At 70.2% G+C, this 12,859-nt stretch carries 12 protein-coding genes; all 12 read right to left on the bottom strand.

All coding sequences use genetic code 11. The annotated features are described in order from the left end of the window. Positions 1 to 27: 27 nt before the first annotated feature. Entirely contained in the window at positions 28 to 1,008 is a 981-nt protein-coding gene (tehA, locus tag AncyloWKF20_RS15290; protein WP_279314868.1) for a dicarboxylate transporter/tellurite-resistance protein TehA, read from the bottom strand. 107 nt (positions 1,009 to 1,115) lie between these two features. Then, entirely contained in the window at positions 1,116 to 2,828 is a 1,713-nt protein-coding gene (locus tag AncyloWKF20_RS15285) for an ATP-binding cassette domain-containing protein (RefSeq protein WP_279314867.1), read from the bottom strand. Beyond that, positions 2,825 to 4,477: a thiol reductant ABC exporter subunit CydD gene (gene cydD, locus AncyloWKF20_RS15280; RefSeq protein WP_279314866.1), complete on the bottom strand. Its 1,653-nt coding sequence runs from the start codon at positions 4,475 to 4,477 to the stop codon at positions 2,825 to 2,827. Before cydD ends, AncyloWKF20_RS15285 begins: the two co-directional genes overlap by 4 nt. Before the next feature lie 234 nt (positions 4,478 to 4,711). Then, positions 4,712 to 5,125, bottom strand: a complete 414-nt coding sequence (locus AncyloWKF20_RS15275) for a DUF6691 family protein (protein ID WP_279317991.1) — start codon at positions 5,123 to 5,125, stop codon at positions 4,712 to 4,714. A gap of 15 nt (positions 5,126 to 5,140) precedes the next feature. After that, on the bottom strand, positions 5,141 to 5,584 hold the full coding sequence (locus AncyloWKF20_RS15270; protein ID WP_279314865.1) for a YeeE/YedE thiosulfate transporter family protein: 444 nt from the start codon (positions 5,582 to 5,584) through the stop codon (positions 5,141 to 5,143). Then, complete coding sequence (locus tag AncyloWKF20_RS15265; protein ID WP_279314864.1) at positions 5,581 to 5,916, bottom strand: metalloregulator ArsR/SmtB family transcription factor; 336 nt, start codon at positions 5,914 to 5,916, stop codon at positions 5,581 to 5,583. The genes AncyloWKF20_RS15270 and AncyloWKF20_RS15265 overlap by 4 nt, the downstream gene beginning before the upstream one ends. Before the next feature lie 10 nt (positions 5,917 to 5,926). Further along, complete coding sequence (locus tag AncyloWKF20_RS15260) at positions 5,927 to 6,814, bottom strand: MBL fold metallo-hydrolase (protein ID WP_279314863.1); 888 nt, start codon at positions 6,812 to 6,814, stop codon at positions 5,927 to 5,929. 218 nt (positions 6,815 to 7,032) lie between these two features. Next, on the bottom strand, positions 7,033 to 7,914 hold the full coding sequence (locus AncyloWKF20_RS15255; RefSeq protein WP_279314862.1) for an ABC transporter permease: 882 nt from the start codon (positions 7,912 to 7,914) through the stop codon (positions 7,033 to 7,035). Beyond that, on the bottom strand, positions 7,911 to 8,927 hold the full coding sequence (locus tag AncyloWKF20_RS15250; protein ID WP_279314861.1) for an ABC transporter permease: 1,017 nt from the start codon (positions 8,925 to 8,927) through the stop codon (positions 7,911 to 7,913). Before AncyloWKF20_RS15250 ends, AncyloWKF20_RS15255 begins: the two co-directional genes overlap by 4 nt. Then, positions 8,924 to 10,006, bottom strand: a complete 1,083-nt coding sequence (locus AncyloWKF20_RS15245) for an ABC transporter ATP-binding protein (RefSeq protein WP_279314860.1) — start codon at positions 10,004 to 10,006, stop codon at positions 8,924 to 8,926. The genes AncyloWKF20_RS15250 and AncyloWKF20_RS15245 overlap by 4 nt, the downstream gene beginning before the upstream one ends. Before the next feature lie 219 nt (positions 10,007 to 10,225). Then, on the bottom strand, positions 10,226 to 11,401 hold the full coding sequence (locus AncyloWKF20_RS15240) for an extracellular solute-binding protein (RefSeq protein WP_279314859.1): 1,176 nt from the start codon (positions 11,399 to 11,401) through the stop codon (positions 10,226 to 10,228). A gap of 280 nt (positions 11,402 to 11,681) precedes the next feature. Continuing rightward, entirely contained in the window at positions 11,682 to 12,728 is a 1,047-nt protein-coding gene (locus tag AncyloWKF20_RS15235; RefSeq protein WP_279314858.1) for a serine hydrolase, read from the bottom strand. Positions 12,729 to 12,859: the final 131 nt, after the last annotated feature.

Raw genomic sequence — 12,859 nt, 5'->3', positions numbered from 1 at the left:
CATGACGCGCCGGCCCGCGCCTGTCGATCAGGCCGGCGTCGAGGCGGGTGGGGCGGGCGCGGGCACCAGCCGGCCGGTAAGCAGCAGCCAGAGCGAATGGCCGGAGGTGATCGCCACCACCGCCGTCGCCAGAGCGAGCAGGGCGGGGGCGAGCAGCGCCAGCGCCCCGGTCTCGCCGCGCCCGATCAACTGGATGCTGGCGGTGGCCAGCGCGGTGAGGCCGAAGGTGAAGGCCCAATAGGCCGGGGAGAGCGACTGTTTGAGGATCCACGGCAGCAGCCGCGCCAGCAGCAGGAGTTGCAGCAGGCCATAGCCGATCAGCGCACGCTCGAAGATGTCCGGCGGGCCGCTGGTGACGGCGAGATAGGTCACCGCGCCGACCACGGGCGGGGCGAGCTGGATGCCGAGCGTCGGGCGCAGCGCCGGGGCGAGCGCGGCGCCGTGCTGGAAGCGGTAGAGCAGCACGGATTCCATGGCGAGCCAGGAGAACAGCCCCGCCCCGAAGGCGAGCTGGCCCCAGTCGGGATAGCCCAGCACGCCGCAGGCGGTGCCGGTGACGTAGCAGCCGGCGACGGTCGGCAGATAGAGCACCGGCGTCGCCAGCGCCGGGTCGCGCTCGCCATGGAGCAGCGCGCCGGAGCGCCAGACGCCGAAGCCGAGGGTGAAGGCGGCGCCCGCCAGCAGCAGCAGGATCGCCAGATCGCGGGAATAGGGCGCGGCGGCGATGCTCACCAGCAGCGTCGCGACGCCGGCGAGGCCGACAAAGCCCGATTGCACGGGATGGCTCATTTCCGCCAGCGCGGCGGGCCGGGCGAGGAGCCATTTCAGCGCGTAGAGCGCGAGCACCACGGCCCAGACGAGGGAGCCCACCGCCATGATCGCCTCGCCGATGAGAGCGGGCGTATCCCAGACATGATGGGCGGCGCGCCAGCTGCCGCCGAGGCCGACCAGCCCCAGCACCATGCCGAAGAAGGAGACGGGGACGATGGGCAGTCGCGGTTGCGGCACGGCTCTCTCCTTCGGCGCGCGGCATCGCCCCGTGCCAGTGTCTCGCACGCGCCGGCGCGCGGGTCTTTCAGGGCGGGTCTTTCAGGGATGCCGGGCGGATGGTCCGGTCAGTCGTCCCGCAGGCGAGCGAGCAGCGCATCATAGGCGGGCTCGCCGCGCCGCGCGACGGTGTGGAGGCGACCCTCCGCGAGCAGGACGAGCGTATCGGCGATCGCCGCCTCGCGCCGCAGATGGGTCGCCAGCACCAGCGTGCGCTCCCCGGCGCAGGCGGTGAGCTGGGCCATCACCGCGCGGGCGGTGGCGCCGTCGAGCCCATCGGTCGGCTCGTCGAGCAGCCAGAGCGGGGCGCCGCGCAGGATCAGCCGGGCGAGCGCGAGGCGGCGCTGCTGGCCGCCGGACAGCCCGATGCCGCCTTCACCGAGCCGGCTTTCCAATCGCTCCGGCAGCGCCTCCACCACATCGGCAAGGCCGGCCTGCGCCAGCGCGGCGCAGAGCTCACCCTCGCTGGCGGAAGGTTTGGCGAGGCGCAGATTGCCGGCGAGGCTGTCCTGGAACAGCTCGGTGCGCTGGGTAAGCAGGCTCGATGGCAGGGTGGCGAGCGCGCCGGCGTGGGGCGTGAGTTCGCCCGCCAGCGCCGCGAGCAGGGTCGACTTGCCGGCACCGCTGGTGCCGAGAAAGGCGGTGCGCGCCCCGCGCGGCACGTCGAGTGTGAGCGCGCTCAGCACCGGCACGCCGCCAAGTTTGAGCGCGTCATGGCCGAGCGTCACATCGGCGAGGCGGATCGCCAGCCCCGGCGGCGGTGCGGCGGGTGCCGGGGGCGGCGCGGCGGGCCGCAGGCGCGGGGCGAGCCGGGTAGCGGCGATGAGCGCGCGTTCCGCCTCGATCACGCCCCGCCGTAGCGCCGCGAAGGGGTCGAAGGCGGCGAGCACAACCAGCAGCACCAGCGCCCCGATGGGCGCGTCGATGGTGCCGCCCTGCGCGAGCCCGGCGACCAGCACCAGCATCACCGCCAGCAGCACGCCGGAGGCCGCGGTGAAACTCGCGCCAATGCGCGTCTCCACCCGGTTCAGCGCGTCGTCGGCCTGCGTGAGGCGGGCATCGGCGGTAGCGAGCGCCGCCCGCTGTGCGCCAAGCCGGCCGGCCATGACGAGATCCGTCTGGCCGGCGAGCATATCCACCGCGCGAGCGCGCAGCACCTCCAGCACATGTGCCCGCCGGCGCGCCGGCTTGCGCGCGGCCTTCAGCGCGACAAGCGGCACGCCGATGCCGACACCGAGCAGCAGCGCGGCGAAAATGAGCGCGGTCGTCCCGTCGATGACAGTGATGGCGCCGATCAGCCCCGCCGCCACGAGGAGCGCCGCCGCGACGGGCAGCGCAACGCGCAGATAGAGCGAATCCAGCGCGTCAATGTCGAGCGTCAGGCGGAACAGCAGGCGCGAGGGCCGGTCCGCCAGCCGTCCGGCCGCCTCCGGCGCCGCCCAGCCGCGAAACAGCCGCTCGCGCAGCCCGGCGAGCACACTGAGGGCAGCATCATGCGTCACCAGCCGCTCACCATAGCGCCCGGCGGTGCGCAGAAGCGCCAGCAGGCGGATCACGGCGGAGGGGGCGAACAGGTCGAAGGCCAGCGCCGTCGCCGTGCTGAGGCCGGCAATGGCGGTGGCGGTGATGAACCAGCCGGCCGTGCCGAGGAGGGCGATGCCTGCCACCAGCGTGACCACGGCGAGGCCGATGCCGGCGGTGAGCGCCAGCGGCTTCTGCGCGAAGAACAGCCGGAGAATGGCGAGGAGCGCGCGGGCGCGGCCGGGGGCGTGCTGGCTCATGCCGCCTCTCCCGCTGTCGCGCCGGGGGCGAGGGTGATGACACGGTCCATGCGCGCGGCGAGCGCGGGATCATGGGTGGCGAGGATCAGCGTGCGCCCCTGCGCGAGCGCGAGCAGCCCCTCCGTCACTTCGGCGCTGGTGGTGGCGTCGAGATGGGCCGTCGGCTCGTCGGCGAGGATAAGGCCCGCCTGCGGTGTCGCGGCGAGGCGCGCCAGAGCAAGGCGCAGCGCCTCGCCGCCGGAAAGGCCGCGCCCGGCCTCGCCGATAGGAGCGGGCCCGCGCCGGGCCGCGACCGTGTCGAGCCGCGCCGCTATCAGCGCCGCCGCGATGGCGGGCGCGTCCACGCCCTCGCGGCCGAGGCTGACATTGGCGTTCAGCGTGCCGGCAAAGATGTGCGGGCGCTGGCCGATATGGGCCATGCGGGCGCGCAGCCGCGCCGCGCTCGCCTCGGTGAGCGCCTCGTCGTCGATCAGCACCCGCCCGCCATCCGGCGCGGCAAGGCCGGCGATGAGCGCCAGCAGCGTCGATTTGCCGGCGCCGCTCGGGGCGAACAGCGCGACATGCTCGCCCGGCGCGATATCGAGCGTGAAGCCGTCGAACACCGCCGCGCCGTCGCCATGGCGGAAGCCGAGCGCTTCCAGCCGCACGGCGGGCGCGCCTTGCGCCACCACCCGTCCCGGCGCGTCGTCGCCGACAATGCCGGCCCCCGGCGCGGCGAGCCGCTCCAGCGCCGCGAGCGCCGCCTGCCCGGCGGCGCGGTCGTGCCAGGCGCTGGCGAGCTCGCGCAGCGGCTCGAACACGGCGGGCGCCAGAAGCAGCATGAACAGGCCCTGCGCGAGGCCGAAATCGCGGCCCCAGCTGCCGAACTCCAGCGCGCCCAGGAGATGCAGCCCGATATAGGCGGCGACCAGCGCCACGCCGACGGCGGAGAACAGCTCCAGCACCGCCGAGGAGAGAAAGGCGATGCGCAGCACCACCATGGTGCGGCGGGCGAGGCTGTCGGCATCCTCGCGCAGCCGGCGCGCGGTGGCGTCCACCGCGCCGAGCGAACGGATGGTGGCAAGCCCGCGCAGCCGGTCGAGCAGGAAGCCGTTGAGGCTGCCCATCTCCACAAGCTGCGCCTCGCTCGCCGCCTTCGCCTGCAGGCCGATCAGCGCCATGAAGAGCGGGATCAGCGGCGCGGTGAGCAGCAGAAGCAGGCCGGCGGCCCAGGAGATCGGCAGGACGCAGGCGAGCAGCACCAGCGGAATGACGCTCGCCTTCATCCGCGCCGGGGCGAAGCGGGCGAGATAAGGCACCACCGCTTCCGCCTGCTCGGTCAGCACGCTGGCGGCAAGGCCCGAGGCTGGCCGGTCGATGGCGAGCGGGGAGCGTGTGGCGAGGGCGCGCGCCGCCTCGGCCCGCAGCCGGGTGAGTTCCGCCCGCGCGGCGCGAAAGCTCAGCCGGGCGCCGGCGGCGTCGAGGCCGGCGCGGAGAAAACCGAGCAGCGCGATGCCGAGCGCGGGCAATAGCGCGGCGCTTGCCGGCTGGCTGTCGGCAATGGCGCCCACGGCGAAGGCGAGAAGGCCGGCCTGCGGGATCCAGACCAGCGGGGCGGCGAGCTGGAGCATCAGTCCCGCGCGTTCGGCGCGGCGGGCGGCTGTGCGCACTCTGGTTTTCACGCGCGGCACAGGCGCCGCCACGGTCGCGGCGGGCATGTCAGGCGGCTCCGTCCGGCCGGCGAGGTGGCATCAGCGGCACTCCCGTTTCATCCGGTTCCTCTATAGGCCGGGTCGGGCGGGCGGCCTATCGGTGGCTTGCCGGATCGCGCGGCTGTGAGCGGGGACATTGTGTCCCAGCCCGTCCGGGCCCCAGTTATGCGCGCCGGCTTAGCTGCGCCGGGTTCAAACGCGCTCCTGCAGTGCCCGCGCCGCCGCCATGCCGATCAGCATGGCCGGCACGAAGACGAGGGTGCCCGGCGCGGCAAGGCCGATCGCCGTGAAGGCCGGGCCGGGGCAGAAGCCGCCGAGCCCCCAGCCGATGCCGAACACCACCGGCCCGACGATCAGCCGCGCGTCAATGTCGCGCCGTGTCGGCAGGTGGAAGCGGGCGGCGAGCAACGGCGCGGGGCGGGTCAGCGCGAGCCGGAAGCCGACAAACGCCACCAGCACGGCCCCGCCCATGACGAAGGCGAGAGACGGGTCGAAGGCGCCGGCGAGATCGAGGAAATTCAGCACCTTGGCCGGGTTCGCCATGCCGGAGATGACGAGGCCGACGCCGAACAGAAGACCGATGCCGAGATGGACGAGGACGGACAGCGCCGCGCGCATGGCTCAGCCCCCGATCAGATGGCGGGTAACGAAGACGGTGAGAAAGCCCGCCGCCATGAACACGCCGGTTGCGACCAGTGAGCGCGGGGAAAGGCGGGCGAGGCCGCACACGCCATGGCCGGAGGTGCAGCCCGAGCCCCAGACCGAACCGAAGCCGACCAGAAGCCCGGCGGCGCCCATCAACAGGGCGTTGCCGGAGACGGTCTGCGCCACCGCCTCGCCGGTGAGCGCGCTCACCAGAAAGGGTGCGGCGACGAGGCCGGCGAGGAAGGCGAGCCGCCCGCCATTTCCTCCGTCGCGCGTGGGCGGCAAAAGCCGGCTGGCGATGCCGCTGATGCCGGCGATGCGGCCCTCGACGAGCAGCAGGAGCACGGCGGACAGCCCGATCAGCACGCCCCCAGTGAAGGAGGCATAGGGGGTGAAATCGGTGATCGGGAACTGGGTCATGATGGGGTCCCGGTGCCCGGCGCGGCGCAGAACAGGCCGTGCATGGTGGTGATGAAGGTCTGAACGCGCGGATCGGCGAGCCGGTAGAACACCTGCTTGCCCTCCTTGCGCCCGGTAATCAGCCCCGCCGCGCGCAGGCCCGCGATCTGCTGGGACAGCGCGGGCTGGCGCAGGTCGAGCAGCGCCTCCAGCTCGCCGACCGAGCGCTCGCCGCCCACCAGCGCGCAGGCGATGAGCAGCCGGTCGGGATTGGCCAGCGTCTTGAGGAAGGCGCTGGCTTCCTCGACGCGCGCCTTCATCTGCGCGGCCTCGGGCGGGAGCATGTCGGTCATGATGCGGGTCTCAGTCCCAGGGGGCGCCGGTGAGCAGGTCGAGCGGGATTTTCAGATAGCGCATCCCGTTAGCCTCCGCTTCCGGCAGCCGCCCGCCATTGGTGTTGATCTGCAGGGAATGCAGGATCAGCTTCGGCATGGGAAGGGTGCGGTCGCGGGCCTCGCGGATGGCGACGAAGCCGTCCTCGTCCTGGTCGAGATGGATGTTGCGCGCCCTCTGCTCGGCGACGGTGGATTCCCATTGCGGCGCCCGCCCGCCCGGCTGGTAGTCATGGCCGGTGAACAGCCGCGTCTCGTCCGGCAGAGCGAGAATGGCCTGGATCGAGCGCCACAACGCCTGGGCGCTGCCGCCGGGAAAATCGGCGCGGGCGGTGCCGCTGTCGGGCATGAACAGCGTGTCGTGCACGAAGGCGGCATCGCCGATGACATAGGTGACGGAAGCCAGCGTATGGCCGGGCGAGAACATCACCCGTGCCGGAATGCCGCCGATGGAGAAGGTCTCGCCATCCGCGAACAGCCGGTCCCATTGCGAGCCATCGGCCGGGAAATCGGGCCAGTTGTAATAGCCCTTCCACAGAAGCTGCACGTCGCGCACCCCGGCGCCAATGGCGGTGGGGGCGCCGGTGCGGGCCTTCAGATAGCGGGCGGCGGAGAAATGGTCGGCATGGGGGTGGGTGTCGAGGATCCACTCCACCGTGTAGCCGCGCGCCGCGATGAAGGCGAGCAGGCGGTCGGCATTGTGGGTCGCGGTCTGGCCGGACTTCTCGTCGAAATCATGCACGGGGTCGATGATGGCGCAGCGCCCGCTCGCGGGATCGGCGACGACATATTGCACCGACCCGGTGCGGGGATCGAAGAAGCCGGTCACCTCAGGCTTGAGACGGACAGGGGCGGTCATGGCGCGGTCTCCACGAAGGATCACGCGGAGCCTATAACGATTGCAAAAAAATGCAATCAAAAGATCGCAATCAAAAGATCGCAGATGACGAGACTTCGATCGAGGCGCGACGAATGGCAAGCGGAGGGAGCCGGGGGCGTGCGGGCGGCCAGTCGGCTACCCCCTCGGAGCCGACCGGCCGCGCCGCTTCCCCGCCCCCCGGGGAAACACAACCCATATTACGCCGGAATGGGTTCGCCGGCGAGTTCCGCTTCCTCGGCGGCGATGGCCGCGCGCTGGCGGCGTGCCGCGGCGGCATCCGCCCGGCGCTTCCAGATCTCATAGGCGATGGCGCCGATGATGGTCACGCCGACGATCAGCACGGCGAGCGCGCTGATGGCGGGCGTGGTGCCCTGGCGCACGCGCCCGGCAAGCACCGTGGTCAGCGTCTTGTCCGAGAGGATCGAGAAGGTGGTGGTGTTGTAGTTCTCGAAGGAGGACAGGAAGGCCAGCACCGCCGCGGAGGCCAGAGCGGGCTTGAGGAAGGGCAAGAGGATGTGGCGGAACACCTGCGGGTAGGAGGCGCCGAGGTCCAGCGCCGCCTCTTCCTGCACCCGGTCGAAGCGTTGCAGCCGGGCGAGGATGATCAGCATGCAATAGGCCGAGATGAAGCTCGACTGGCCGAGCACGGTCAGGATGATGCCGTCATAGAGGAAGCGCGTGCCGGTATCGGCGGTGAACTGGCGCCAGAACACCACGGTGGAGATGCCGATGATGATGCCCGGCGTCAGTACCGGCGAGACCACGATCAGGTAATAGGTCGAGCGCAACCGCGCGCTGATCTGCGTCATCACGATGGCGCCGGCGAGCCCGACCGGCACGGAGATGCAGACCACGAGCAGCCCGATCCAGATCGAGGTCTTCAGCCCGTACATCATGTCGGCATCGGCCAGCAGCAGGCCGAACCAGTCGAGCGTCAGCCCCTCGATCGGCCAGACCTGCGGGTATTGCGGGGTGTTGAAGGCCGAGACCCCCATCACCGCCAGCGGCCCGAGCAGATAGAGGAAGAAGATCGCGATGTAGAGCGCGAACATGATGCGCTGGAAAGGCCCCCCGCTCATCGCGTGATCTCCCCGAGGCTCAGGCGGAAGGCCTTCAGCACCAGCAGCACGAACAGGATGCAGGTGACCAGCAGCACGAAGGCATAGGCCGCGCCCTGCGGCCAGTTGAAGGCCTGATAGAAGCGGTCATAGACGATGGGCGTGAACCACAGCGTGCGCGGTCCGCCCAGCACCAGCGGCGCGGCGAGCGCACCGGCGCAGAGCATGAACACCAGCGTGCAGCCCGAGGCGATGCCCGGCTTGGCGTGCGGCATGACGATGAAGGCGTGGATGTGCCACCAGGGCGCGCCAAGGTCGCGCGCCGCCTCGATCTGGTTTTTGTCGAGGCTCTCAATGGCGTTGTAGAGCGGAAACACCATCATCAAGAGGTAGGCATAGCTGAGGCCCATATAGAGCCCGACATCGGCGGCGAGGAAGTCGATCGGCTCGGAAGTGAGGCCCGACCCCAGCAGCGCCTGGTTGATGATGCCGCCGGAGGAGAGCAGCACGCGGAAGGCGAAGGCGCGCAGGATCTCGTTCACCCAATAGGGCAGGATCAGCAGCAGCAGCAGGATGCGCAGCCGCCCGACGCTCGCCGACTGCGCCATGTGGAAGGCGATCGGGTAGCAGATGGCGAAGTTGAGCAGGGTGATGGCGATGCTCACCCCGATGGTGAGCAGGAAGGCCTTGATGTGCAGCCAGTTCCATTCGGCCGTGGAGGTGGTCGAGCCGAACAGGAAGTAGCGGTAATTCTCCAGCGTGTAGAGATCCTTCGGCCCGCCCATCTGCGAGGGCGGCAGCTTCGGGCGGAACGACATGTCCACCATGGCGAGCTGCGGCAGCACGATGACGAAGAACGCCCAGAACCCCACCGCGATGACGAGGTAGAGCCCGACCGCCAGGCCGTTGCGCTGGAAGAAGCCCGGCCCGCTGGCGAGGCCCGCCCGCCGCTCATAGGCGGCGAGCGCGAACAGGATCAGCGCCACCGCGAGCGGCAGGCCGAAGGCGAGGGTGAGGCCGCCGGTGCCGGTCATGCGCGCTCCGGGCGTGCCAGCAGCAGCCCGTCCTCGGGCTGGAAGCCGATATGCAGCGTCTCGCCCGGCGTCGGCAGGGCGGTCGCCGCGCTGAGCGTGGCGGTGATCTTCTGGCCGGTGCGCACGCGCAGCGTCACATGGGTCACGCTGCCCTCATAGGCGACATCGAGCGCCTCGCCCTCGAAACCGAGAGTGGAGGCGTTGCTGGCCTGCGGGTGCAGCCTGAGCTGCTCGGGGCGCACGAAGATCAGCGCCTCCTCGCCGGCCTTGAGGCCGACCGGGTTGCGACCCTTCAGCGTGCCGAGCGGGGTCTCCAGCGTGGCCTGCCCGTCCGTGACGGCGCTGATGCGGCCGCGGATCTGGTTGTTCTCGCCGACGAAGGAGGCGACGAAGGGCGTGCGCGGCTCGGCATAGACGGAGCGCCCGTCGCCCACCTGCTCGATCACGCCGGCATTCATCACCGCGATGCGGTCGGACATGGTCAGGGCCTCGCCCTGGTCATGGGTGATGTAGATGAAGGTGATGCCCACCCGCTTCTGGATGGCGCGCAGCTCGGTGCGCATATGCTGGCGCAGCTTGAGGTCGAGCGCCGAGAGCGGCTCGTCGAGCAGCAGCACGGAGGGCTCCACCGCCAGCGCGCGGGCGATCGCCACGCGCTGCTTCTGGCCACCGGAGAGCTCCGAGACGCGCTTGTGGCCATGCTCGGACAGCGCAACCTGGATCAGCAGGTTCTTCACCTTCTCGTCGCGCTCATGGCGTGGCACGCCGCGCACGCGCAGGCCGTAGCCGATATTCTCCGCCACCGTCATCATCGGGAACAGGGCGAGGTTCTGGAAGATCAGCGCGGTCGGCCGCTTGTTCGGGCCGATGCCCTTCATGTCCTGCCCGCCGATGCGCACGCTGCCGCGCGTCGGCTCGATGAAGCCGGAAATGGTGCGCAAGAGCGTGGTCTTGCCGCAGCCGGACGGGCCGAGGAAGGAGAAGAACTCGCCTGGTTCGATGGTGAGGTTGGCGTCCCGCACGGCGACGAAGTCCCCGAAGGTGACGTTCACGCCCTCTAGCTCGACGGCAGCGGCCATAAATGTTCCGTTCAATTCGCACGTGACAGGAGCGGCGCGCCGTGCGCCGCCCAACTCAGAGCGCCGTACCCGGGCGCCCTCGCTTCGTCGTCATCCCGGCCAAGGCGAAGCCGCAGAGCCGGGATCGCCCACCATCCGGGCGGCGATCCCGGATCGCGCCGGTGGCGCGTCCGGGATGACGGGGAAAGGTGGCCCGAAGGCCACCCCGCCGCCTTTGGCTCACGCCGCCTTGAACTTCTCGGCGTACTGCGTGCGCAGCTCGGCGAACCACGACGGCTCCGGCGGGCGGCTCCACAGGTTGTCGAGCGCGTTGCCCGGATAGGCCTCGGCGAAGTTCTTCTTGGCGATGTCGGAGAGGAAGGCGTCCGCGCCCTTCACCACCGGGTTGTAGCCCGAGCCGTCGGCGACGGCGGCGGAGGCTTCCGGGGTGTGGATGTAGTTGATGAACTCATAGGCCTGCGCGATGTTCTTCGCGCCCTTGGTCAGCGCCCAGCCATCGACCCAGGTGATGGCGCCTTCCTGCGGGGCCATATAGGTGACCGGCTTGCCCTGCTTCTTCAGCGAGAGCGGCGGGCCGTCCCAGGTCTGGCCGATGACGCAGCCATTTTCCATGAAGCCGGACTTGGTGTTGTCAGCCGAATCCCAGAACTGCTTGACCTGCGCCTTGTTCTCGATGGCGAAGGCGAGGATCGGGTCGTAGATCTTGCGCATCGACGCTTCGTCCTTGAAGGCGTCGAGCATGCGGTTGGACGGCAGCTTGCCGGTCTTGTCCCACCACAGGCCGATGCCCAGCAGCAGCGAGTGCGGGCGGCCCTGCATCTTGCCCTTGAACTCGGGGGCCCAGAGCGTGCCGTAGGACAGCTTGTCATAGGTCAGGCCGGGCGCCAGGTCGGTGCGCCAGGCAATGGCTTCCGAGCCCCAGCAATGCGGCACGTGGTAGAGCTTGCCGTCCCAGGTCCACACGCTGGTCGAGGCTTCCAGCATGGAGGGGAGCAGGTTGTCGAGCTTGAGCTTGGAGGTGTCGTAGGGCGCGAGGACGTCGAGCTCCTTGAACTGCGGGGCGCGGTCGCGCGTCGGGGCGCAGAGGTCGAAGCCCTCGCCGCCGGTGGCCTGCAGCTTGTTGATCTGCTCCTCGTTCTGCGAGAACGGCGTGGTCTTCACCTTGATGCCGGTCTTCTTCTCGAAGTTCGGGATGACCGGGGCGGGCAGTTCGTCGTCCCAGTTCAGCAGGCTCAGCTCGCCCGAGGAGGAGAAGGCGTCCTTGACGATCCACGGGCCGGTCGCGGCGATGGTGCCGGCGGCAAGCGCGCCCTTGAACAGCACGCGGCGGTTGAAGCTGCGCGCCGCGAGCAGCGTTTCGGTCGTTGAATTGGTGGCATCCGGCTTCTTGGTCACGTCGCTGGTCCCCTCTGGTCGCCCCTGTGCGGGGGCGGATGGCTGGGGCCTGTTCAGCACGAAGCGTGCCAGAGGCGGGGAGCGTTGAACAAACGCGACAGGGGATTTGCATTCAGCCGACAGGGCGGGCGCCCGCGCGTGGCCCCGCGTCACCCGTCGCTACGTCAGGCGGGCGGTTGCCTCGCTTTTATGCAACTCCCGCGCGGGGCTGCACGCGGAACGGGCGCAGATACCACCGGGAACGAAACCCCCGCACTTTCGCTTCGGCTTATCCCGCGCCTTAACCGAGCGTCGCGAGGATCTCCGCCGCCAGAGCGTGCAGATCGTCGCGGTGGCCGGTGCGCCCCGATGGCGCGTCCACCGTCGAGGTCACGACCATGGAAACACCGCGCGCGGGGGCGACATAGAGCATCTGCCCGCCATAGCCCCAGCCATAATGCACCGGCGTGCCCGCCATTTCGCGGGTGAACCAGCCATAGCCGTAACCGTCCCCGGTGAAGCGCGAGGCGGTGCGCACCCGCCAGCTCTCCGCAATCCACGCCTCCGGGATGATCTGCGCGCCCTCAGCATTCCGCCCGCCGCGCCGGTAGAGCTCGGCGAAGGCGAGCAGCGAGGTCGGGCGCATCGCCATCTGGTTGCCGCCGAAATAGATGCCCTGCGGGTCGCGCTCCCAATCGGTGATGGCAAAGCCCTCGACATCGCCCAGCCAGTCGCGCGCTAAGGCGAGCGTCGAGCGCCCGCTGGCGCGGGTGAGGATGGCGGAGAGAAGATGCGTCGAGCCGGTGGAATAGAGCATCAACCCGCCCGGCTCATCGACGAAGCGCCGGTTCAGCGCCGCGCGCACCCAGTTCCGGCTGGCGATCCACTCACCATAATAGGGCCCGGAGGTGCGCTCCAGCCCCGCCTGCATGGAAAGCAAATTGCCGATGGTGATCTCATCGAGGCGCGGGTCGGGATCATCCGGCAGATCCGCGCGCAGCAGCGGGGCGACCGTCTGGTCGGCGCCCTCCAGCACGCCCTTGTCGATGGCGATGCCGACAAGGGCGGAGACGATGCTCTTCGACGCGCTCTTGATATTGCTCGGCCGGTCCACCCGCCCGCCCCGATAGCCGCGCGCGACCAGCCGCTCGCCCTCCTTCGCCACCAGCACGGTGCGCAAAGGCTCCAGCGCGGCGGCGCGGTCGAGGATCGGCGCGAGCCCCGCCGCCGGGTCAACGGGCGGGGCGGGGGAGGCGGGGGAAGGGGCGGGCGTGCCGCTCTCACCCTGCGCGAGCGCGCGGGAGGCGAGAAGCAGCAGCGGAGCGGCAATCAGCGAACGACGGTGCATCCGGGGGAAGATAGGGCGGATGCGGGGGAGCGGTGGTCACGATGGGGGGAGTGTGAATCAGAGTGGTCTATCGCTTAGCCGATATAGGCTCGACATCAGGAGGCTAGGTTGATTTTATCACGATACGCGAC

The organism is Ancylobacter sp. WKF20 (assembly GCF_029760895.1).
In the GTDB taxonomy this organism is placed as follows: domain Bacteria; phylum Pseudomonadota; class Alphaproteobacteria; order Rhizobiales; family Xanthobacteraceae; genus Ancylobacter.
The sequence above is the reverse complement of the archived record's forward strand: the minus strand, read 5'-3'. Positions and strand labels throughout refer to the sequence as shown.

Coding starts and splice junctions, on each gene's coding strand:
- AncyloWKF20_RS15245 (WP_279314860.1), bottom strand. CDS start 10,006: ATGGCCGCTGCCGTCGAGCTAGAGGGCGTGAACGTCACCTTCGGGGAC.
- AncyloWKF20_RS15260 (WP_279314863.1), bottom strand. CDS start 6,814: ATGACCGCCCCTGTCCGTCTCAAGCCTGAGGTGACCGGCTTCTTCGAT.
- AncyloWKF20_RS15285 (WP_279314867.1), bottom strand. CDS start 2,828: ATGAGCCAGCACGCCCCCGGCCGCGCCCGCGCGCTCCTCGCCATTCTC.
- AncyloWKF20_RS15250 (WP_279314861.1), bottom strand. CDS start 8,927: ATGACCGGCACCGGCGGCCTCACCCTCGCCTTCGGCCTGCCGCTCGCG.
- AncyloWKF20_RS15270 (WP_279314865.1), bottom strand. CDS start 5,584: ATGACCCAGTTCCCGATCACCGATTTCACCCCCTATGCCTCCTTCACT.
- AncyloWKF20_RS15235 (WP_279314858.1), bottom strand. CDS start 12,728: ATGCACCGTCGTTCGCTGATTGCCGCTCCGCTGCTGCTTCTCGCCTCC.
- AncyloWKF20_RS15265 (WP_279314864.1), bottom strand. CDS start 5,916: ATGACCGACATGCTCCCGCCCGAGGCCGCGCAGATGAAGGCGCGCGTC.
- AncyloWKF20_RS15255 (WP_279314862.1), bottom strand. CDS start 7,914: ATGAGCGGGGGGCCTTTCCAGCGCATCATGTTCGCGCTCTACATCGCG.